General features: G+C 53.4%; 16 protein-coding genes and 1 pseudogene. 9 read left to right on the top strand and 8 right to left on the bottom strand.

All coding sequences use genetic code 11. From position 1 onward, the window contains the following. Positions 1-6: 6 nt before the first annotated feature. The 8 genes from DPEP_RS02680 to DPEP_RS02645 form a co-directional block, all read right to left on the bottom strand. A complete protein-coding gene (locus DPEP_RS02680; RefSeq protein ID WP_241760459.1) occupies positions 7-1320 on the bottom strand; it encodes a dihydrolipoamide acetyltransferase family protein in 1314 nt (437 codons plus the stop codon). A 3-nt stretch (positions 1321-1323) separates the two neighbouring features. Then, positions 1324-2619 (bottom strand): TRAP transporter large permease, encoded by a 1296-nt coding sequence (locus DPEP_RS02675; RefSeq protein WP_005659343.1) that lies wholly within the window; start codon positions 2617-2619, stop codon positions 1324-1326. Between the two features lie 12 nt (positions 2620-2631). Further along, positions 2632-3102 carry a TRAP transporter small permease gene (locus tag DPEP_RS02670; protein ID WP_005659341.1) on the bottom strand — a complete coding sequence of 157 codons (471 nt, stop codon included), beginning with the start codon at positions 3100-3102 and terminating at the stop codon, positions 2632-2634. An 82-nt stretch (positions 3103-3184) separates the two neighbouring features. Then, entirely contained in the window at positions 3185-4264 is a 1080-nt protein-coding gene (gene dctP / locus DPEP_RS02665; RefSeq protein WP_005659340.1) for a TRAP transporter substrate-binding protein DctP, read from the bottom strand. A 66-nt stretch (positions 4265-4330) separates the two neighbouring features. Further along, positions 4331-4837: a PPC domain-containing DNA-binding protein gene (locus DPEP_RS02660; RefSeq protein WP_005659339.1), complete on the bottom strand. Its 507-nt coding sequence runs from the start codon at positions 4835-4837 to the stop codon at positions 4331-4333. A gap of 3 nt (positions 4838-4840) precedes the next feature. Next, the gene (locus tag DPEP_RS02655; RefSeq protein ID WP_005659338.1) at positions 4841-5824 is read right to left on the bottom strand and encodes an alpha-ketoacid dehydrogenase subunit beta; all 984 of its coding nucleotides are present in this window, start codon (positions 5822-5824) and stop codon (positions 4841-4843) included. Between the two features lie 18 nt (positions 5825-5842). Continuing rightward, positions 5843-6847, bottom strand: coding sequence for a thiamine pyrophosphate-dependent dehydrogenase E1 component subunit alpha (locus DPEP_RS02650; protein ID WP_005659336.1), 1005 nt, complete (start codon positions 6845-6847; stop codon positions 5843-5845). Between the two features lie 93 nt (positions 6848-6940). Further along, complete coding sequence (locus tag DPEP_RS02645; RefSeq protein ID WP_005659334.1) at positions 6941-7567, bottom strand: GntR family transcriptional regulator; 627 nt, start codon at positions 7565-7567, stop codon at positions 6941-6943. Positions 7568-8047: 480 nt separating this feature from the next. Here DPEP_RS02645 and DPEP_RS02640 point away from each other — a divergent pair, with 480 nt between their 5' ends. The 9 genes and pseudogenes from DPEP_RS02640 (at position 8048) to DPEP_RS02605 (ending at position 22010) form a co-directional block, all read left to right on the top strand. Continuing rightward, on the top strand, positions 8048-8827 hold the full coding sequence (locus tag DPEP_RS02640) for an enoyl-CoA hydratase/isomerase family protein (RefSeq protein ID WP_005659333.1): 780 nt from the start codon (positions 8048-8050) through the stop codon (positions 8825-8827). Positions 8828-8930: 103 nt separating this feature from the next. Continuing rightward, positions 8931-9635: pseudogene (locus tag DPEP_RS13710) on the top strand (hypothetical protein); the annotation flags it as partial. Between the two features lie 33 nt (positions 9636-9668). After that, positions 9669-11351, top strand: coding sequence for an HD domain-containing protein (locus DPEP_RS02635; RefSeq protein ID WP_040382339.1), 1683 nt, complete (start codon positions 9669-9671; stop codon positions 11349-11351). Positions 11352-11356: 5 nt separating this feature from the next. Then, positions 11357-11815, top strand: coding sequence for a CYTH domain-containing protein (locus tag DPEP_RS02630; RefSeq protein ID WP_005659330.1), 459 nt, complete (start codon positions 11357-11359; stop codon positions 11813-11815). After that, a complete protein-coding gene (locus tag DPEP_RS02625) occupies positions 11812-16890 on the top strand; it encodes an RNA polymerase Rpb2 domain 6 (RefSeq protein ID WP_005659328.1) in 5079 nt (1692 codons plus the stop codon). Before DPEP_RS02630 ends, DPEP_RS02625 begins: the two co-directional genes overlap by 4 nt. Before the next feature lies 1 nt (position 16891). After that, entirely contained in the window at positions 16892-17872 is a 981-nt protein-coding gene (locus DPEP_RS02620) for a hypothetical protein (protein ID WP_005659327.1), read from the top strand. After that, positions 17859-19259: a sigma 54-interacting transcriptional regulator gene (locus DPEP_RS02615; RefSeq protein ID WP_005659325.1), complete on the top strand. Its 1401-nt coding sequence runs from the start codon at positions 17859-17861 to the stop codon at positions 19257-19259. Before DPEP_RS02620 ends, DPEP_RS02615 begins: the two co-directional genes overlap by 14 nt. A gap of 151 nt (positions 19260-19410) precedes the next feature. Beyond that, complete coding sequence (locus DPEP_RS12615; protein WP_005659323.1) at positions 19411-21267, top strand: hypothetical protein; 1857 nt, start codon at positions 19411-19413, stop codon at positions 21265-21267. A gap of 65 nt (positions 21268-21332) precedes the next feature. Further along, complete coding sequence (locus DPEP_RS02605) at positions 21333-22010, top strand: vWA domain-containing protein (protein WP_005659321.1); 678 nt, start codon at positions 21333-21335, stop codon at positions 22008-22010.

Raw genomic sequence — 22010 nt, 5'->3', positions numbered from 1 at the left:
CTCCCTTTAGAGCAACAGGAGCCACGGAGACTCCAGAAGTTCCTTCAATCGGGCCAAGAATTTGGCCGCGTCGGCTCCGTCCACCGAACGATGATCGGCGGTCAGACAGAGGGTGGTCATCGTCCGAACCTCTATCTTTCCGTCCACCACGACCGGCTTCTCCTTCATTGAATTGACCGCCAGTATGCAGGACTCGGGCGGGTTCACGATGGGGGTGAAGCTGTCCACACCGAACATCCCCAGGTTGGTCACGGTGAAGGTTCCGCCCTCCATGTCCGCCGGCATGAGCCGGTTGTCTCTGGCCCTCGCCACCAGGTCGTCGGTGGCTTTTGCTATGTCCAGAAGTCCCTTGTCCTGGACGTCCTTGACGTTTGGTACGAGAAGTCCTCCATCTACCGCCACCGCCAGGCCGATATTGACCGACGAGTGCATTATGTAGCTCATGTTCTCCATGTCGGTGGAGCAGTTGCACATGGGTTGTTCCTGAAGGACCCTGGCGCAGGCCATCATGATGATGTCGTTATAGGAAACCTTGGCTCCAGATTCGGCAGCCGCTGCCTTTACCTTGCCTCTCAGCTCCATCATGGCGGAGCAGTCTATTTCCATGTCGTAGGTGACGGTGGGTACCGTAAGAGTGCTCTCCAGCATCCTCTGGGCTATGATCTTTCTCATGGTGGACATGGGAACGACCGAGTCCGAAGCCTCCTGGAGAACGACCGCTCCTGTGGCGGCCATCACGTCGGCCTTCATTATCCGGCCATCGGCGTTCACTGTGGAGAGATCCACTCCCATCTCGGCTGCCATCTTAGCAGCTACCGGTGAGGCCTTGGGGCCTTTCTTGACTGCCTCCAATACGTCTTTGTTCTTTATCCTTCCGTCCGGGCCGGTTCCGACCACCGTGGTTAGGTCTATTCCCTTTTCCTTTGCGGTCTTTCTGGCCTTAGGGGTCGCCCTTACCTTCCCCTTCGCCAGTGGCTTTGCGATCTTCGACGGCACGGCAGCTGCCGTCTCCGTCTCGGTTTTCGAGGCTATCGGTTCGCTCAAGGCGGGGGCGGCGTCGGATACAGACTCGCCCTCGTCTCCTATCACGGCTACATCCGCTCCTACCGGTACGGAGCCGTCTTCGTCCACGTAGACCTTGAGCAACACTCCGTCTCTTTCGGCTTGGACCTCGTAGGTTATCTTATCGGTGGAAACTACGTACAGGACTTCCCCGGACTTTACGGGGTCGCCCTCTTTCTTCATCCATTTGGATACTGTTCCCTCGGTCATGGTAAGGCCGAGTTTCGGCATTGTAAGAGTGGTCGACAAACGAGACACCTCCTAGTTAAGTCCCAGCATGTTCGGCATCCAGGTCGAAAGCTGGGGGAAGAGGATAACGACGATAAGTGCGAGCAGGGCGCCCAGTATGAGAGGAATGGCCGGACGGCTTATGTCCTCTATGGTCAATCCGCTTATGTTGGCCCCCACGTAGAGGTTGACCGCCACGGGAGGGGTAACCTGTCCTACCGCCAGGTTGATGGTCATCATGACTCCGAACCAGATGGGATCCCAGCCGAAGTGGGCCATGATGGGCAGAAGTATGGGCAAAAACACGTAGTATATGGATATCGCGTCCAGCACCATCCCGGCCAATAGAAGGATTATGTTGATCATGAACAGTATTACCCACTGAGACTGGGATATGCCGAGGAGAACTCCGGCGGCCTTCTCGATCAGGCCCACCGTCGCTCCGACCCAGGAAAACAGTCCGGCGCAGGTAACCACTATCATGACGACCGAGGTGGCCACGACGGTGGAGGACAGAATCTCATAGAGCACCTTGAGGGAGTTTATCTTTCTGTAGACGAACACCCCGACGAAAAGACCGTAGAACACGGCTACCGCCGCCGCCTCTGTAGGGGTGAATATCCCTCCGTAGATTCCTCCAAGGATTATCACAGGGGCCAGTATGCCCCAGAAGGATCTCTTGAAGGCCGTGAAGGTCTCGCCTGGTTTGGCAGGTTCACCTCCGCCGTAGCCTTTCTTTTTGGAGACCAGGTAGACCGCTCCCATCATGAAGAAGGCAACTATGGCTCCCGGTATGAATCCGGCGGCGAAGAGGGCTGGTATAGAGACGTTTGCCACCCCGCCGTAGACTATGAAGGCGATGCTCGGAGGTATCACTATGGCTAGTCCCGATGCTACCGAAACCGTGGCAGCGGCGAAAGGCTTATCGTATCCGGCCACGGCCATTCCCGGTATCAGTATCAGACCCAAAGCCGCGACCGTCGCCGGGCCGGAACCGCTGACCGCACCCCAGAATGTGGCCACCGCCACCGTCGCTATGGCAAGGCCGCCGGTCATGTTGCCGACCATTTTCTTCATGAGGTCGATGATCCGTTCGGCTATGCCGGCCTTTTCCATTATTACCCCCGCCATGATGAAGAAAGGTATGGCAAGCAAGGGAAACTTGGCTATTCCGGCGAAAAAGTTGTAGGAGATCATGGGAAGCCCCATGTCCCAGAAGTGGACCACCGCCACCGCCGCTCCTCCCAAGGCCATGGCTATGGGAACCTTTACCAGCAGGGGGACGACGAATAGAATGAGAGTCCATATTGCGGGATCGGAAAAATCCATTGTCTTGCCCCCTTAGTAAGAGTGGTCCCTGAGGGACGTAACCACGTTCTGTAGTATCCTGAAGATCACCAGGACGGAGAAGACCGGTATAGCTATGGTGTAGTACCAAACCGGTATCGCCAGGGACTCGGTTATTACGCAGAGATCTATCTCGTCTTTGACCTCTATGGCTCCGAGCCATCCGAGAACGACGAAGAAAGCTATCGATAAAATTGCCGAGAGAAGGAACAAAACCTTCTTGATACGGTCGGGAAACCTCTCGTATATGAACTCCATTCCCAGATGGGAGCCTTTCTTGAAGGCTATGGCCGTTCCGAGCATGACCACCCATACGAAAAGGTTTACCGTTATCTCCTCGGACCAGGAAAGAGACATCCTTATGAAATATCTGGTTATCACGTTTACGAAGGAGATGGTCACCATTACGGCGACCAGAATCGATCCAAGTATCTCCTCGAAGTGATCGAAAAATTTAGCTATCACTAGCCGCCACCCCTTTCGGTCTGTGAAGGAGGGGAAGGGGAGAGCCGTCCTCCCCCTCCGGTTTCTTTAGTTGCGTGGTTCTTTACTTATTGATGGATGCCATGTCCTCCTCGGCTGCCGCGACAAGCTCGGCACCGATCTTCTTCGTCCAGTCGGAACGTACCTGAGCGGTGGCGTCCCGGAAGGCCTTTAGGTTCTCCGGAGTCAGGTTGGTGACGGTCATTCCATTCTCTTCGCAGGTCGCGTAGGGATTGGGATATTCGGGAGTGATATTGATGCTCTCGAGATATGCGATGGATTCGCCGTCGTCGAGACCGGCTCTGGCTATGGCCTTCTGGTACTTCATGGCATCAACTGCGGCCTGGGCTATTATCTTCTGATCCTCCTCGGAGAAGCCCTTCCAGGTCTTCGGGTTGGTGCACAGGAGGAGGGGGTCGATGACATAGTGCCAGTTGGTGAGGAACTTATGGTAGTTCCAGATCTTGACGGGAATGCAGATTCCGGTAAGAGGGTTCTCCTGGCCGTCCACGACTCCCTGCTGGAAGGCGGTGGTGGCCTCGGACCAGTTCATGTTGATCGGGTTGGCTCCCAATGCCTTGAAGGTGTCGATGTATATGGGGCTGCCCACGACCCGAAGCTTGAGATCCTTCATGTCGTCAGGGGAGGCTACTTCTCTGACGCTGTTGGTCATCTCGCGGAATCCGTTCTCACCCCAGGCGAGGAACTTGACGCCTTTTTTCTCCACCGCGTCGACCATCATCTTTCCCGACTTGCCTTCCTCTATGGCGTCCATGGCGGCGTAACGATCATCTCCGTTGGCGGAGATGAAGAAGGGCAGAGCTGGAAGGTTAAGCTCGTTGACCTGGGGAGACCAGTTGATGGTCGATGCCAGGGAGAAGTCTATGGCGCCGTTGCGAAGAAGCAGGAACTCGGAGGTCTGCTTACCGGCGAAAAGCTGTCCCGAGTAGTAGACCTTTATGTTCACCCGTCCGTCGGTGCGTTCCTTGACCAGATCGGCGAAGTATCCCGCTCCCATCCCCCAGGGGGTTATGGCGCCGGGAACGACGCTCATCTTGTACTCGTTCTTGTACGCCGCGAAACCGGGAGCTGCGAAACAAAGGACCAGAGTTGTCAGCAGAACCGCAGAAACCACTTTCCTCATGTCTTTCCCTCCTTGATATAAACGAAGCCTATCGAAACACATCGACCGCGTTTTATTCCTGAACGATCACCTCCCGGGCTCTCCGATATCCGGATAACGGCTGTCTTCCGGTTTGAAAAGAGTGAAACCTGTCTCCGGGTCGTGACGACGGACCCAGTTCATCCCTATAAGCTCCACTATCTGCATCTCCACTGTAGCCAGAACGGTGTTCTTCCCGTCGTCTACCAGGTGTCCGCAATAGGGCGTTTTCTCGTCCAGCGCCACCGTTCCGTGAAGATGTATGGAGGTCTCTCCATCCATGGCTCCTACCGTTCCACAGAGGGCTACCAGTTCCATAGGAGCCTCGATATGGGTTGGCTCTTTGTAGGAGGCCCCCGAGGGGGATTCGGAGTCGTCGGATATACACACCACCGTGGCGGATGCCAGGCTTCCCAGAGCGCTCTCGACGGAGGCGCAGGTTATGCCGAAATGGCGGCAGACATCCCTTATCCCCTGGAACAGATCGCTGCCCGGGGTTATACGGACCGCTATCCGTCTGGCTCCTCTTGGCGTCGCCGCCTCGAAGGTCCCCATGGGCTAGAACATCCTCTTGATGCCCTCTAGAATGGCCTCCGGCTTTAGACGGTAGGCCTGCTCCAGAGGTCTAGCGAAGGGAACTGGAGTGAAGGGAGATCCGAAACGCATTATCGGGGCGTCCAGGTAGTCCAGGCCTTCCTCTGCCACTATTGCGGCGATCTCTCCGCCGACGCCGCCCTGCTTCACAGCTTCGTGTATTATCGCGAGACGGCTGGTCTTGGCCACAGACTCCAGAATGGCGTCCTTGTCTATGGGAGAGATGGTACGAAGGTCTATCAGCTCAACCGATATCCCCTCCTTTTCTGCCATCTCCGCTACGGGCTTAGCCACCGTCTGGAGGCAATTTGAGTAGGAGACTACGGTCAGATCCGACCCCTCCGTTACTATGTCGGCCTTGCCGATGGGGGTGAAATACTCCTCTACGGGAACATCTCCCTTGGTGTTGAACAGGGCCTTGTGCTCGAAATATATGACCGGGTTATCGTCCCTTATGGCCGACTTGAGTAGCCCTTTGGCGTCCGCCGGGTTGGACGGAGCCACTACCTTGAGGCCCGGTATGTGCTGGAATATGGCCTCCAGGCTCTGGGAGTGCTGGGCCGCCGCCTGATTTATCAGTCCGTCCGGGGCTCGAAGCACCATGGGAACGGTCTTCTGGCCGCCGAACATATAGTGGACCTTGGCCATCTGGTTATATATCTCGTCTCCGCAGACCAGCATGAAGTCGGCGAAGTGCATATCCGCTATGGGGCGCATCCCGGCCAGAGCGGCTCCCACCGCCGCTCCGACTATGGCGGTCTCGGTTATCGGGGTGTCTCGGACTCTATCGGAACCGAAAGAGTCGGGAAGTCCCTTGAACTGTCCGAAAATGCCGCCCTGTCTGGCGATGTCCTCGCCCATTACGAAGACGGTGTCGTCTCTCTCCATCTCCTCCTGCATGGCCTCAAGGGTGGCCTGGGAGAATGTGATCTTCTTTGTCTCAGCCATAATAGATCCCTCCAGCCTCTACACGTAAAGATCGTCGAACAGCTCCGAGGGGTCAGGCTCGGGGCTCTCCAACGCATAGCGCACGGCCTCTTCTATGGCCGTCTCTACCTCGACGTAGACTGCGTCCAAGTCCTCTCGGGAAAGAACGCCCGCCTCGAGAACCTTCTCCTCGAAACGGTTTATCGGGTTGTTGTTGTCGAAGACCTCCTGGACCTCTTCCTTGGTGCGGTACTTCTCTGGGTCGCCGACGAAGTGTCCCTTTATCCTGTAGGTCTTGCACTCGAGAAGAACCGGTCCGTTGCCGGAACGGATGTAGTCCACCACTTCCTTGGAGGTCTCGTAGACGGAAAGTACGTCGTTGCCGTCCACCATATAGCCGGGAATACCGTAGCCCTGGGCCCGATCGGCTATGTCCGCCACCGAGGTCGTGGTGAGATAGGGAGTAGTGGAGGCCCACTCGTTGTTCTCGCACACGAAAAGGACCGGCAGCTTCCAGGCAGCCGCCATGTTCAGCGCCTCATGGAACGTGCCTCTGTTGGAAGCTCCGTCTCCGAAGAACACCACGGAAATTCTGCCGTCCTCACGAAGCTTGGACGCCAGAGCCGCTCCAACAGCCAGGGTATATCCTCCACCGACGATGCCGTTGGCGCCAAGCATGCCGACGCTGAAATCCGCTATATGCATCGAACCACCCTTGCCCTTGCAATAGCCGGTTTTCTTGCCGAAAATCTCCGCCATCATCCGATTCAGATCGGCGCCCTTGGCTATGGTGTGACCGTGTCCTCTGTGGGTACTCTCGATATAGTCTTCCTTGGTAAGATTTGCCATCACCCCGGTGCCGATGCCTTCCTCTCCGATGTACAGATGGACGAAACCGGGAATATCCCCGGCCAGGAAATGATGTTCCACCTTCTGCTCGAAGAGACGGATCGAGACCATCTTGCGGTAGAGCTCTATCAGCAGATCCCGATCGTAGTCCTTGACCGGGATCGTCGGCTCTTTAAGGATCGCTTTCGCACACATATGCCGCACCCTCCTCTTTGTGTTGTTCCTTTCACCTTCGCACTCGCGTTTTTAGCTATCTATTCCCAACGAAGCTGCAGTCTTCGATACGGGTCAACGTATAAGGTTGGTTTTGCCGAACTTCAGGTGGTCGTGGGTTACCTGTACCGCCCTCTCCACATCCCCCTGTTTCAGTGCGTCCACTATCTCTTTGTGATACGCCAGAGACGTCCAGATATCCTTCTGGGTCGACAGGACGTTCACTCCAACGGCGTGAAACCTCTGTCTCACCTGCAATATGGCGTCCCATATGGTCTGGTTGTCGTATATGAGCAGGAAATAATCGTGAAACTCGCTGTCGGCCCTAAGGTATCCGTCCAGATCGCCCTTTTCGCAGGCTTTTTCCTGTTCCCTCAACAAGCGATCCATGTGTTCCATGTGTTGCGGAGTTAGCCTGTCCGCTATGTTACGGACCACGAACTCCTCTATGGCCATCCTCATGTCGTAGAACTCCTTGGCGATGACCACCGAGACGTTGCTGACAACGGCACCCTTGTTGGGGATGATGTTTATGAAACCCTCCGATTGCAGCCGGAGTAGCGCCTCTCTTACAGGAGTTCTGCTCATATCGAGCTTTTTTGCCAGATTGTTCTCCGATACGTAATGTTCCTCCGTAAGCTCTTTATCCATGATCATCTGTTTGATCGCCTTGTAGGCCAGATCCTTTTTTCGGGTCCTCAATGCGGTGCCTCCTCTCGAAATGGCACTTTCGTGTATGTATTCCAGTTCCATACAAGTTGTACGGCACCTGCGCTATTGCCACTATACGGGAACTAAACTTGAAAATCAAAATGTTTTCGTCTTTTATGCAGTATACTTGAACGTTAAAATGCAACTTTATTGAATTTATATAGAAAGCTGCGACTCGAAGCCTGAACAAAAAAGGTCAAAAAAAACAACCCTGCACTGTTTCATCTGTGTGAAGCCCCTTCGATGGTGAGCTATGAACTTCAGCGGACTGAATGTTCGGCATTTTTGGTGTGTTTTGGCAGATGGAAAAAGCCGTTTTTTTTGTAAAAAAACGGCTTCGGAGGCCGGAGAAAGCTGTTTTTTTGCCTGACAAAGCCCCTTTGACAGCTAAAAGAGGCCGTGTATAGTTGAGAAGGAAATTCGTGGAAACGGCTGATATAGTGGGTTTTTGTTTCGAGGAGGAATAATAAAATGACGGAGTCGAAAGCGGTTATAACGAAGGTCGAGGATGGAGTGGGGCGAATCACGTTGAACAGGCCGGAGTCGATGAACACCTTCTCCACCGAGCTGGCAGAGGGGCTCTGCGATTCGCTGGAGGCCATGGAGTCCGATCCGTCGGTGGTGGTCGTCGTGCTGGACGGGGAGGGAAAGAACTTTTCCACAGGGATAGACCTGAAAGAGTTTTTGTCCAAAGAACGCCACGAGATTAGGGATTTCCTGCGGCTGATGGATCGACACAACAACGTTCTTTTCTCCATGTCCAAGCCGGTTGTCGCCTCGGTTCAGGGTTATACTCTGGCCAACGGAGCCGGGCTGGCCCTGGCCTGCGACTTCATTGTGGCGGCGGAGAACGCCGTTTTCGGAACCACCGCAATAAACGTGGGGCTGATCTGCCTGGAGCCGGGGTATCAGCTTTCCCGCTGGATAGGCCCTAAACGGGCTCTTCAGTACGTTCTCACCGGGGACTTCATCCCCGCCGAGGAGGCCCTGAAGCTGGGCATAGCCTATCGGGTGGTTCCCCAGGAAAAGCTGGAGGAGGCCACCATGGATTTCGCCAGGAAGCTGGCTAAAAAGAGCCCTCTTGCCCTGAAAACCGGCAAGAGGGGATTGCAGCAGATGGAAAGCCTGCCGTTGGAGCGGGCCATAGAGGCCGCCGGAGAAAAGTTCGCCGCACTGGCCGCGACGGAGGACGCCAGGGAGGGGCTTGAGGCCTTTCTGGGAAAGCGAACCCCGGTATGGCAGGGGAGGTAGCAGGAGTTAAAGAAGGCGAGGACTGTCCGATGGAGACGGTCCTCGCCTTCTTTTCATGTGCTATCATCGGGGTTAGAGTTTTATAAGGAAGGGGCCGGTAGAGATGAGCTCGGATAAAGTTCGTAAAATAGTGATGCTCTGTACGGTGGGGACTTCTGTAAATGGAAGCCTTAAAAAAGACTTGAAAGTCGAGCGTTATGATAAGGAAATTCGAAAAGAGAGAGTTAAAAAAATAAAAAGGACTCAAGATAAGTTGGAACGTCTTGATTTTTCAAAGGAAACCCTTGAAGAGGTTGTCTCTTTGTTTTCTGACCAATCTTATCTTCCAGATAAAACAAGAGGGTCTAAGTCTACTGCTAGTGCTATCTTTTTTAAAGATTTTAATCTAGAGAGTTTGCTAGGCAATAGCTTCCCTAGTGCCGAAATTCAAAGTACCTTGGGATGGCTTTTTTCTTACTACGGTAATGAGGAAGAAATTTCCTTGGAAATGCATTTTTTCCCTTCTAGAGATGAGTATAGTATTTTTAATGCTTATTTATCTAGCTATATTGTTAAATTTATCTCTGAGCATGGTCCGTGGAAGCATTTTGTATTTGATGGGTTTGTTGAGGCTTTGGATATAGTGGTTAAGGACGCTGATAGCCTTGCAAGGGCAGTAGATAGCCTTTTTTCGGAATTTGATAATATCAAAAATAAGAATATCACTGATCATGTTCAGCTTATTTGTAATGGAACGGGTGGCTATAAAGCTATTTCTTCTTATGTCAATCTTTATGGCCTGATAAACGGATTCCCTTCTATTTATGTTTTTGAAGAAAACGGGGCCAAAACGTTAGATCTTATGCCCCTTCCCATCTCCTGTGCCATAGGGGCCATGGACGAGGAGATATCCCTCTTGAAGGGACTAAGGGATCTTGAAAATCCAGAAAACAGGAAGGGGATCCTCGATAACAAAACCCTTCCTCGATGGGTGAGCGGGCTTTTCGTTGACGGGCAGCCCTCTTCCCTGGTCGATAGCCTCATAGAACAGTACGAAAAGGGGCGCAATCAGGTCACTGGATCGGGCAAGGAACTTTTAACCCGTCTGAAAGCAATAGACTCGGATCTGGGAACCTATCTGGAGAGGCTTATCCAGACCAGTTGGTCCGAGCTCTGGATGGGGGATCAGATTCCCGAGACGGTGGAGCACTCCAGGCGGCATTCCAAGCGTCTCATGGAGATAGCAGGAAACTTCCTTCGCGCTCTGGACCAGGGTACCGATGGCGTATCCCACATTTATATGGATAAAGCCATTCCTCTGGCTCTTCTTATCTCTGCTATATACCTTCACGACATCGGCCACACTGCGCTGGTCTATCCCATCGACCCCGATAAGGCCAAGGACGCCGGGGCATTCCCTCTGTCCTTGTTCCCCTCTGCCGTTCGGGAGGTCCATCACCTGCTTTCTGCCGAGATGATTCGCTACAGGACGGAAAATATCGACGAAAGCGAAGCTTCGACCAGAGGGCTGCTTTTTCCCAAGGCTTATTCCGTGCTTGGTGACAGCGATAACTTAGATTGGAAAAAACTGGAGTCCCAAATAAAGATCTTAAGAAAGCTTCTTCCCGAGGTCTGCGCCGGTCACAGAAACTACGTCCGATTGAACGAAAATGTGGAGTTCAAGGAGAAAAAAGCGGTCTGGCAGGTAGGAAAGTTCCTCATGGGAGAGGATCGTTTTGAGAAAACCCTTCTCCCTCTGGACAAAAAACTCGAGAAAAACTATGGACCCTTTTTCAACGAGACAGGCGAAACGATGACCCCCGACATGACTCTCACCGTCACGGCACTTCTCAGGGTGATAGACGGTTGCGACGTCCAGTCCGATAGGGTGGTCGGCGACGATCATCTGATCCAGCGTCTTCAGAGGACGGCCTACGAGGCCAAGACGCTGGAGGCTCAGTTACCCATGTTCGAAGACGTGTTGAAAGAGTACGTCGTGGACGCGGACGGAACCCCTATGTCTATACGTAGATGCCTGGAGGAGATCTGCTCGGAGGCTGGAAAGCTTACTCCCGAAGCTGCTAAAGACGGCACTATGGACGATATCGATACGAATAAGATAAAGAGAATCGGTTCCTCCCTCTATCCGTCAATATTCAAGATCCTGAGGAGCGTCAAGGGAGAGAAGAGCTTTAACAGCCTTTTCGAACCGGACAACGTCAAGGTGATTCAGGCCCTGTCATTGGCAAACAGAATAGCCTTCAAGTGGGAGCAGTTTCTGCACTTCTACAAACACCGTTCGGTGGAGGTGGTCCTTCCCGTGCCTGCTAAAAAAGATGGGGCCGGCAACGACGGTGGAGTAAAGATATCCCTTCTATCGGGGAAAAATGGTCACTCTAAAGAAGAGCTTAGATCCATCGCTAAGGATATCGTCGAGGAGGTCCATAGAGCGAGGGGCACGATTGATGGGATTAAGAGTCCTCGTGACTATTTAGGTGGCATCACCGTCGATACCGATCCTGATGTCTTGGAGAATGAAAGCTAGCCGAGATGGGAACCGAGATCGAGAGGAAATATCTCTGTAAGGTCGTCGGAACCCCGAGGGGCGATCGTCGCAGGATAGATCAAAGGTATCTTCTGGCGTCTAAATCCCTGGAGGTCAGACTCAGGTCTGTCGTGGAAAGTTGCTTCTTCACTGTCAAGACCGGAGGCGGGATGGTCAGAGGGGAGTGGGAGAGCCCTATTCCCTCTTGGCTTTTTCGTCTTGTAGGATGCTTCGCCCCTTGGAGGATCGAAAAGACCCGCTATCTGGCCGGTTCATGGGAGGTGGATATCTATCCCGACCTCCCAGGATTGGCCGTGGCGGAGGTGGAGTTGCCGAACGAATCTTCCCCGGTTCCTCCTTTGCCTGGGTGGCTAGATCTTGTAGAAGAAATTACATGGGATCCCCGATGGAAAAACAAAAAACTGGCTAAAGACGGATTCCCTAAGAGGAGGAACGATGGATGAAGGTCGATCCCGATAAAGATAAAATTAAAATAGATAAGATAGTCGAAAGGCTGAAGACCGTCGTGGAGAGGTGCCGCTCCGACGTTTTGTCTCCCTTTTTAGAGGTTAACGACTTTCAGGTTTTAGAGGAGCTGAACGGCGGTGCCGTCATGGCTCCCATATCGATAAAAGCTTCGGCTCACGGCATAGATATCGAACGTACGGTAACGATGATACTGCCGATCGGATCTAAGGTCGCTGCGTTGGACGACGATAGATCCCAGTGGAGCCTGGCTATGGTAGGTCGCAAGAGGACTCAAGTAAAGAAAAAAAAGGGAGAGAACTTTGACGAAGAAACGCGGAACGATACGTATCTGACGTCTTTAACGAACAAGGATGTCCCCGACCTGGAAAAACTTGAGATCTACTCCCCCTGGTGGTCTAACCTGGAGTACTCGATAAAACGTGCCGAAAGAGCTCTCAAAAAGCTGTCGGAATCGAAGAAGAAGGTACCTGAAGATAAACTGAAGAAGGATATGCTCGTTATCCTGTGTAAGCTGGAGTCCAACCTAAACAGCTTCTGGACCTCCCGATCGGTCCGGTCGGGACTGGTGAAGGCCTTGCCTCTGGACGACAGCAACTCCCTTCGCTGCCTGGAGCTGGAGAGACAGGTCACCATGGCCTCCAAGGTCAAGACCAACGGCAGGGTCAGGCTTCCCCACAAAAGCCATAAAAATCGACTGTGCCCATTCCACACTCCCGAGTCGGAGAAGATAGGTCTTCAGCTTTTCATGACCGCCACGGCCCATCAGGGTGACGGCGGCAAGGGGGTCGAGCTGGCTGAAGATGGCGAGGAACAAAGCCTTTTCTCCGTGGCCGTCGGTATGGTTCCTTATCCCCATCACAGCGACGGGCCTAGGCTCATGATGGGAGGCAAAAACCTCAAACAGGCGGAACAGAATATAGAGGGTGGCGAGCCCTCTTTGGTCCCTGGGTACATAGAGGGAGCCAGAGGTAAAAAAATAGAGGCCCTTGAGGGGCATCTGGACGAGGCGGGGCGGTTTAAGCCCTATCTTGGAGTCAATGCCCTGGTGGCTGTTATGCCCTGGAAGGGACTTACCTACGAGGACGGTCTGGTGGTCTCTCGATCTTTCGCTGAAAAGCTGAAGATGAAGCCCAAAAAACAGCCAACCGGAAAGATCTACGAGCTGAAGAACGAGATGCTTCCCAAGGCCGGGGTTAAGGAATTTTCAGAACTAATCGAGAAAATTGAGGAGCAGGTCCGTGATCTGGCTGGAAAAAAGAAGAAAACCTATATCTTCGACAAGCCGCTGCCCTTGCCCGGATATTTAGCTGGTGAAAAGAGCCACTCCTATCCGTGGTTTATGCCTGGGACACTGGTCAATGTGTCGGTAAAATCAGTCATTGATAGAAAACGAAAGGATTCGATACCGACCAAGGTCGAGATTGTCTACGAGTTCGACATCGTCAGGCCCCTCAGGATTGGGGATAAAATCACCGGAAGGAACGGCAACAAAGGAGTCGTCACAAAAATAGAGGAAGACGATGCCATGCCTAAGGTCGTCCTGAAAGGCCCCGACGGTACGGAACGTGTGGAGACGGTGGATTTGATCATTTCCCCCTGCTCCATAGTAGGCCGTAAAAACCTGGGCCAGATACTGGAGATGGGCCACGGCCTGGCCTTGAAGGCCCGGGAATGGGGCCTCATAGACGACGAGGTAAAACGCGACGGTCTCTACCGTGGAGAAGAATGGCGAAACACGGTCCTGACGATCCTCAAAAAGCTTGGCCTGAGTGACGAGACCGACAAAGGCAGCGGCTTCCCCGTCCGGTATAGGGAAGGAGCCCAGGAGAAAGAGGTCCGGGCCTTCTGCGGTTATCAGTACATCTCCCGGCTAGTCCATCACGTGGACAAAAAGCTCCAGGCCCGGGGGACCGACGGCCCCTCCAACCGTTTCATCGGCCAGCCAACCTCCGGCGGAGCCAAAGCTGGACAGAGGCTCGGAGAGATGGAGAACTGGGCCATCCTCAGCAGAGGCCCACTATGTTCCGAAAACGGTTTGGACAGCCACGCCCTGGACCTCCTGTCCAGCCTTAGGGCCTCGGGAGAAAGACAGAAAGACGGCCAGGCACTCACCATGGATGCCCTGGAAAAGCTTCTGTGGCTTGCAGGGCTTAAATCGAAGAAAAAGGAACACGGGGTAGTATGGGAGAGACCACTGTCCGGAAAGGACCGTGAACCTTCCTTATCCGGTAGGATTGCCCAATCCCTTCTGAACTCCGGAGATGTGGATAACTCCGGTCTTTCTCGAGGGGTCGTAACCTTCATGGACAGAGAGAACTCAGAAAAAGAATCGGCCGTCTCGGAAATCGTAGCTCTCTGTCTCAGTAACGAGGATATCGTCGGTAGGATGACTGTCGACTGGCGAAATAGCGCCCTCGATAAGATGCAGAAGGCTCTGGCCTCGCTCGATGGAGACTCGATCCATCCTATACTCGGTGTCCTTAATGAACTCCCTGCAGCAAATAATGTCGTCATAAAAAATGAGGAGGAGAGATCTCGGCCTAAGATGCCCTGTTCTCCCATGGCTTTGTCCCTATGTACAGTTAAGGGACTTGACGGTGGCTGGGGTATACCGTTTGATCGCGATACCCTGATAGGGCAGGAAGCCCTGGCGAACTGCTACAGAGCCCTTATGGCCGAGTTCGGCAAGGTGACGGGGAGCAAGTCGGTTTCCCTCGAGAGGGCTTATTCGATATTGAGCACTCTCGAAAAATACTGGCAGACCCTCTCCAACTGCGTCAAAGGCAAGAGAGGAATCCTCCGGAGGCACGTTCTGGGCCACAGGACCGACCACAGTGGAAGGGCGGTCATAGTAAGCCGTCCGGAGCTGGCTCTGGACGAGGTCCGGCTGCCGGTCCAGATGGCGGTGGAACTCCTGAAGGGCCACAACGGCCTGGATATACTTGGCCTGGAGGGAAAATTAAAGGATCTTCGTAAAAAAGCCCACAGTGGAGACGCAGTCAGGGTTAAAGAGGCCGCGGAGATGATCAACACCGCATTGGAAGCCAGTGGCCCCCTGTGGTGTATCCTGATCCGTCAGCCGAGCCTGCACCGCCACTCCGTTCAGGCCTTCAAGTGGACCGTATGGGAGGAACAGGCCATGGCCATTCCCTCAATGGTCACAGAGGGTTTTAACGCCGACTTTGACGGCGACACCATGGCGGTGTATCTGCCCCAATATCCCTGGATAAAGGACCTTAGCGATTTTACGTTGAAGGCCACTCCCGGCCGCATCGGAGACGGCAAGCTTATGATAGCCTCCGGTCTGGATTTGGCTCTGGGATGGAGCGCTCTGGACAGGGAGACAAAGAAAGAATACCTGGGCTACTGCTATCCTGTCGAGGACGTGGAGGATAAATCGAAGGACTACGCAACAGCCTTAGGTGACCTGGTAAACGCCATGGTGAAGGACGATCCAGACTGGTGGATCCATCTTGGGAAGCTACAACGAGATATCTGTGCCGCCTCGACGGGGTGTTGCAGCTTTCCTCCAGACGAGCTGGATGCCCTGTTTGTTGAACTAGAGGAAAACAGGAAAGAGGCCCGTAGTCTGGAGGAGACCGAGGACTACACCCCGCAAGAGATAACCCAACAGGAGCTTGGAGAGCTTAAGGCAAAATATCAAAAGTGCGAAAAAGCCGCTGAAGGGGTGATCTCGAGATGGCTTGAAAGCCACTCAAACTCTCACCTAGGTAGAATGGTCCTGAGCAAAGCCAAAGGGAAGCCCTCGGATCTTCGTCATATGTGCGGCTTTATCGGCCTTCAGGATATCTACTCAAGGACATCAGAGAAACTTGCGCCAGCTATTGACGAAGAAGATATGGCGGCTAAAGGTAAGAAAAAGCCTAGCCCGAAAAAGCCTGATCCGATCCTCTACAAACCTCTCCACGAAAGCTGGATTCCTGGCTGTTTCTGGACCGGCCTGTCCGACGACGAACTCTTCGTCTACAGCTACGCCTCCAGAGACTCTATGGGGGACAAAAAACTCGCCACTGCTCAGGCAGGATACCTCTCCCGGCTGCTGGCGGAAGGACTGTACGATACCTTGACCGAATCGGAGGACTGCGGTTCGGAGGGTCGAATGGAGATATACGTTCAGGCCGTTGGCGAAGAGAAACGTAGGCTTTCGATAAACTACACTTTTCCCGAGGGCCATCATCTGAAGCCTAAAGGAGGCTGTCTCTGGGAATCTCCGGAGATATTCCCCGGGGATGACGTAGGTAGTGCCCTAGAGTCGGTCCTGCTCGGTCGCTGGTGTTACAGGATCGGCCAAAAAGCGGAAGAACGTATCGATCTTGTGGATTTCGATAAACCGATCACTGCTGAAGACCTGGATAGGCTAAAGGATGTCTCTAAAACGATAAACATAGGTCAAGGTCCGGTCCTCATAGCCTCCTGTGCCAGCCCCATCACCTGTGCTCAGTCGGAAAGAGGAGTGTGCTCCCGGTGCGTCGGTGCCGATATCGGCAGAGTCGGCGATGAAGCTGTGCCGGTGGGTATGCCGGTTGGCCTAAACGCCGCCATGGGCATAGGCGAAAGAGGAACCCAGCTAGCCATGAAGAGATTCCACGACGTCGGATCGGGCGTGGAGGGCGACCCTATAGGCTATTTGAGACGGTTGCTGATCACAGGCAAAAGGTTATTGTCCGACGAGGTAAAAAAGGTCGAGTCCGACGTGAACCTGTTCCAAGAGGAAAAGGAAGGCTTTATAAGAGACCTGTCCGAACGATACAGAGACCTACTGGACAAGGTCCTGACCGACCCAGGCTCGGAAGACGGAGAGAGATCCAACCGTTTCAAGGAGCTTCCTCAGCGTCTCGTCCTCTTCGAACTGGCCTTGAGAGCTCCGAAAGGACTATCCTCATGGGCCTCGGACCGTGAGAATAGAGCCCTTGCGGCTATGGCCTACGAGAGGATCGACGACATCCTACTAAAAGGTGGAAGCGAATCCATGTCGGGACTGAAGGCCCAGGTGATGCTGGATCAAGATTGGGCGAAGGGAGGTTCTTGAAATGGGCGCTATGAGGTTACAGAGCAGGCAGAGGACTAAAACCTCTCAGAAAACAGAGCTTGCCGTAAATGCGGAAAACAGAGCCAGCGCCTGGCAGTACCTCAATAAATCCGAGTTGGCTGCCTGTCTTGATGACGACATGTCGGATTTAATAGAGCAGTTATGGGAAGAACGAGACCAGGAAGAGCTTCAGGATGTCGACGTAGATCTGAACGATCGGTCTGACGACGAAGTTACAGATTTTTGTGAAGAGGAAATAGACCCCTTCTATCTCTCGAATAAACTGGACGCCTATTGTCGTCCGGTCTGGATCTGGACGGGAGAAAAGCTAGTCTGGTGTCATGCAGGAAGGGGAGGAGATCCGTACAAGGAGGGGCTGGGCGAGAGCCTTCGTCTTCTAATAGAGTGGTCTACCGAGAACTACAGGAGATATTTTCCGTGGATGGAGAGCGAAGAAAGACAACCTGCCCCTTGGAACGCATCTGGGATATTCGCCCCGACCTGGCTGGGAACCAACGCTATACCGTCTTGGAATAGAATGACGATTCTCGTTCCCGGATCAACTAGGTGTCTAATGACGGTAGCTTCCTTTTTCGGATCTTACCGAGGCGGAGGCTTACCGGAAGTGGCCGACTGGCTTTGGTTTCGCAGGAAATGGCTTCCCAAATGGTGCGAAGAAAACGGAGCGAACGAGAGATCTTTTTTGGATCAATCGGTCTCGTGGACGAAAACGCCTGACGGTGCGGTCGATGGATGGATGCTGCACGAACAGTATCAAACTATGATCAAAAACGACCTGGTGACTTTCGTTAAAAAAGGATGGAGCCACGCGAAGTTGAACTCAAAGCTTATCGAGGATGAAGGCAACCCCTTTGCCCCTTTCGGCTACGGAAGGTCTCAAGACCAGCTGAAGAACTTTAGGTGCAAGATCTTCGATTCCTGGAAAAAACGTCTGAGGAGAGAGCTAAATGGCGAGAATTAGGAGCGCATCTCTTTTCAAGGTCTTTTTGTGCGGAGATGAGGCGGTAAAAAGAGGGCTGGAGACTCTGGTGGCAGAGTGGAAAGAAAGATGTTTGCTGAGCGTTTCCCGTCGAGAAGAGATGAAAGAGGTCGATTTCGAGATCGTGGACGATCCGAAAAAGGCCACCGTAGCAATGGGTTTCCCCGCCGAACTTCTGGATGGCCTGAAAGGCAAGAGAGAAAAGACACTGTCGGTGATCGTCGTCTTGAAGGACTCCTCCTGGGACGGTTCTGTAGAGAAGCTCCACGGTGACATATATTCCTCCGTGGTAGGTATTTTTCGTCAAAGCCACCTGGGGCTCACCGACCAACAGGACAGGGACCTGGACGAGTTGGCCAGGCTTCAATCCACTCTTACGTCCCTTTTTAGGGCGGAATTACGGAAAAAATCAGGAGAGGAGGTCCTCTATAAAAGCGTAGCCTGGAAGGCGAAGATAGCTAAGGGATCCGGTCCTAGCTTTTTCAGCCTATGTGCCGATCCCTCCACCCAGGAACTGATGGACGACCTTAAGTCCGGTCTGAGATCCGTCACGGACGAGAGAGCCCTTTGCAGCCTCCGTATTTACAGAGAGGAGGTAAAAAAGTTCGTCAAGAGAGACGGTCAAAAAATAGAGATTGTAGCCAATTACCTTAGTGAAAAAGGCTCTGACTTTCCTCGCGTACCCTCGATCCTTCTTTTGGGAGAGACCGGCACCGGTAAAAGTCTGTTGGCTCGATGGATTGCCGAAGCCCTGTTCCCCGGACAGGACGATGGATTTGCATCGATGAACATCTCCGCCGTTCCCTCCGATCTAGTGGACACCATGCTCTTCGGGGCGGTGGAAGGGGCTTACTCCGGCATGAAAAAGGGAGAGGATCTCTTAGGATTTTTTCCTTCCAATGTAGGCAAGGTCGTCTTTCTGGACGAAATTGGCGACATGAGGTCGGATCACCAGACCAGGCTCCTAACCTACATGGACGGTGGAACGATCACACCGGTGGGCTATCACAGGCCCATACCTGTACCGGTGATATTGGTGGCGGCAACGAATCGCCCCCTTAAAGAATGGGTCTCCTCTGGAGACGATGGGTTTAGAGCCGACCTTCTTCACCGTTTCGACCATGTGGTGGAGGTCCCCCCTATAAGAGAAAGACAGGGAGACCGTAAACTGTTGCTTAGCCTGATCTTGCAGGACGAAGATGTAAATCCGGACGAGCGAGTTCCCAAGATATCCTTGGATGCCATAAAGTACCTGGTCGAAAAGGAATACCCCGGTAACTTCAGGGAATTGAGGTTTATCGTGCGCAGAGCCGTCCAGAAAGCCATCAAAGAAGGTTCTGATATGCTGTGTCTGAGGCACTGTCTGTAGACACTAAATCGTTGCCACTCTCTTCATAATACCTTTCAACGCTCCCTCGGTCTTCTGATCGAGGGAGCGTTTTTTATTCCAACAATGTCTCTAAAAAAATAAATATATAGCGACCGATGCAATCGCTCAAAAAATAAAAGGAGGAATCGCCGTGGAGCTGGAGAAATACATGACGTCCAGTGGACGTATCTTCGTCGACACCTGCGCTATCATGCATCGCAGAGCACAGACTTTCTTCATGGATGTCTTGGCGCCGATACTGGCGGAGGAGGGGGCTCAGGTCGTGGTCCCTCGGGGAGTGGTGCAGGAACTTCTCAAGTTCAAAGACGAGGACACCCGAAGGGGCAAGCTGGCCAGAGAGGGATACCGTATTCTCTGTTCCTACCAGAAAGAGGGGTTGCTCTCTTTGAGGGGAGAGGCGGGAGACCGTTTCCCCGATCAACTCTTCATAAACCTCTTCACCAGGTTTATGACCGATTACGATCTCTGTCTTATCACCCAGGATAAAAAGCTCGGGCGAGATCTGACAGCTCTCAGGGATATCGGTTCGGTGGATAGAAAAAGGGATATCGCCGCCTTTGGCATATCCAGCGACGGAAAAAGGCTCGTCTCCCACGAGGCCCTAGCTCCCTCTTTTGCTCTACCCTCTGCCGATTCCGTATTTCCTATGGGGACCTCGCCTGTAGAGTTCGTTTCTCTGGAAGCTCTTCCCGAGCCGGTCGTGGAGGGAACGGTACTGCACACCAGCTCCGATTACATCACCATGGTCTCCTCCCTGGGCAGCGGAGGAGAGGGCACCTGCTGGCTTGCCGACGACGGTCGGGTCTGCAAGATCTATCGTCCGGAAAAACTCCACTCCTATCAGGAGCCTAAGCTGGAGAAAATGGTGGATGCCGGATGTTCCACCACCGGAATCTGCTGGCCCAGAGACATCCTCAGGGACGGGTGCGGTCGATTTGTCGGATACGTCATGGACAGGGCCGAAGGCATATCCCTTCATAAAGCCCTCTTCGTCAAACCCCTTTTCGAGAGAAACTTTCCCGAATGGACCAGGCGGAATCTGGTCGATCTGGCCATAGACGTGACGGAAAAGATCTGTGCTCTTCACGGTAGAAACGTCCTTTTAGGAGACATAAATCCTCAGAACATAATGTTGGACCGGACGGGAAAAGCCTACTTCGTGGACACCGACAGCTATCAGCTGGAGAACTATCCCTGCCCGGTCGGAACGGCGAATTTCACCGCCCCTGAGATACAGGGCAAGGACTTCAAGTTCTTCCTGCGTACCAAGGCTCATGAGGAATTCGCCCTGGCCACCCTTATCTTCATGATCCTGCTTCCCGGCAAGCCTCCATATTCCCATCAAGGTGGAGGAGATCCCGGCGAAAACATAAGGCTCGGAAACTTTCCCTATGCCGTTGGAGAAAAACGAAGCGAAAACGTTCCCCGCGGGCCCTGGCGCAATATCTTCAGCAACCTTCCAAGGGCGATAAAAGACGGCTTCGAGGCTGTATTCAACAGGGGAGACCGCCTCTCTGCCCTTATGTGGCTCGAGATGCTCATGGATTACCGTCGTGGTCTGGAGGAAGGCTACTTTTCCGACGAGCTCTTTCCCTCCTCGCCCAAGATAGTGGACCCGGTCGATCACGTCTGTCCCCTCTGCGGAAAGGCTTTCAAGGTAAGCTCTCCAACCCTGGAAAGTCTCAAAGAGAGGGGAAGGGACTGTTACTGCGATGACTGCCGCCAGGAAGTCATGGTTCAGTGTGATCATTGCGGAAAAACCTTCGGGATGCCCCTATTTCTCGCGGAGGATCTGACCAGTCGTGGCAAGGCCACCTATTGCCCCGACTGCAGGTCCTCCGTGACGCTTAGATGCGTCTCCTGCGGAGAGCTTTACGAGGCTCCCAAGTTCCTGGCCGACAGCGTTTTGAGAGGCCATATCCCGGCCTCCTGTCCGACCTGTAGAGAGGTCTCCAGATCCTTCGTTCAGGCCTCCTGTGTTCACTGAGAGATGTCTCTAAAAAAATAAATATAAGGCAAGAGAGCCTATAAAAACTCAAAGGAGGAGTCGACATGGCAAGCCTCAACATGATACTGGATCAGAATGAAATGGTGGAGAATCCCACTCCCAGAGTGCCGGTCTCTCTGGTGCTGGACGTCAGCGGATCGATGCTTGGAGCTCCTATAGAGGAGCTTAACCGTGGAGTTGAGCTCTTCTTCAAGTCCCTTAAGGACGACGATGTGGCCCGTTATTCGGCGGAGGTTAGCGTCATCTCTTTTAGCAACGAGGTAACTCAGGAGGTGGACTTCGGTCCCCTGGAAAAGTGCGATATCCCCGAGCTTAAAGCCATAGGCAAGACCAGGATGGGAGGTGCCGTATCCCTCGCCCTCGAGTCCCTGGAGAAGCGCAAGGAGCTCTATCGCACTCTCGGGGTGGACTACTATCAGCCCTGGATGGTCATCATGACCGACGGAAAGCCTAACGACGATTGGCAGCTCGCCGCGGCCAAAACCAGCGCACTGGTGGATAAGGGCAAGCTTACCGTTTTTCCCATAGCCATCGGGGATAACGCCTGTACCGACACCTTGAAGGAATTCTCCCCCGCCAGAAATCCCCTGAGGCTGAAGGACCTCAACTTCCAGGAATTCTTCCGCTGGCTCAGCTCCAGCGTCTCCAAGGTCTCTCAGTCCATCCCGGGAGAGAAGGTCGAACTGGATCTCAAGGGACTCGAGGGTTGGGCATCGCTGTAG

The sequence above is a fragment of the Dethiosulfovibrio peptidovorans DSM 11002 genome (assembly GCF_000172975.1).
GTDB classification, from domain to species: domain Bacteria; phylum Synergistota; class Synergistia; order Synergistales; family Dethiosulfovibrionaceae; genus Dethiosulfovibrio; species Dethiosulfovibrio peptidovorans.
This window is presented reverse-complemented; position numbering and strand designations above follow the sequence as displayed.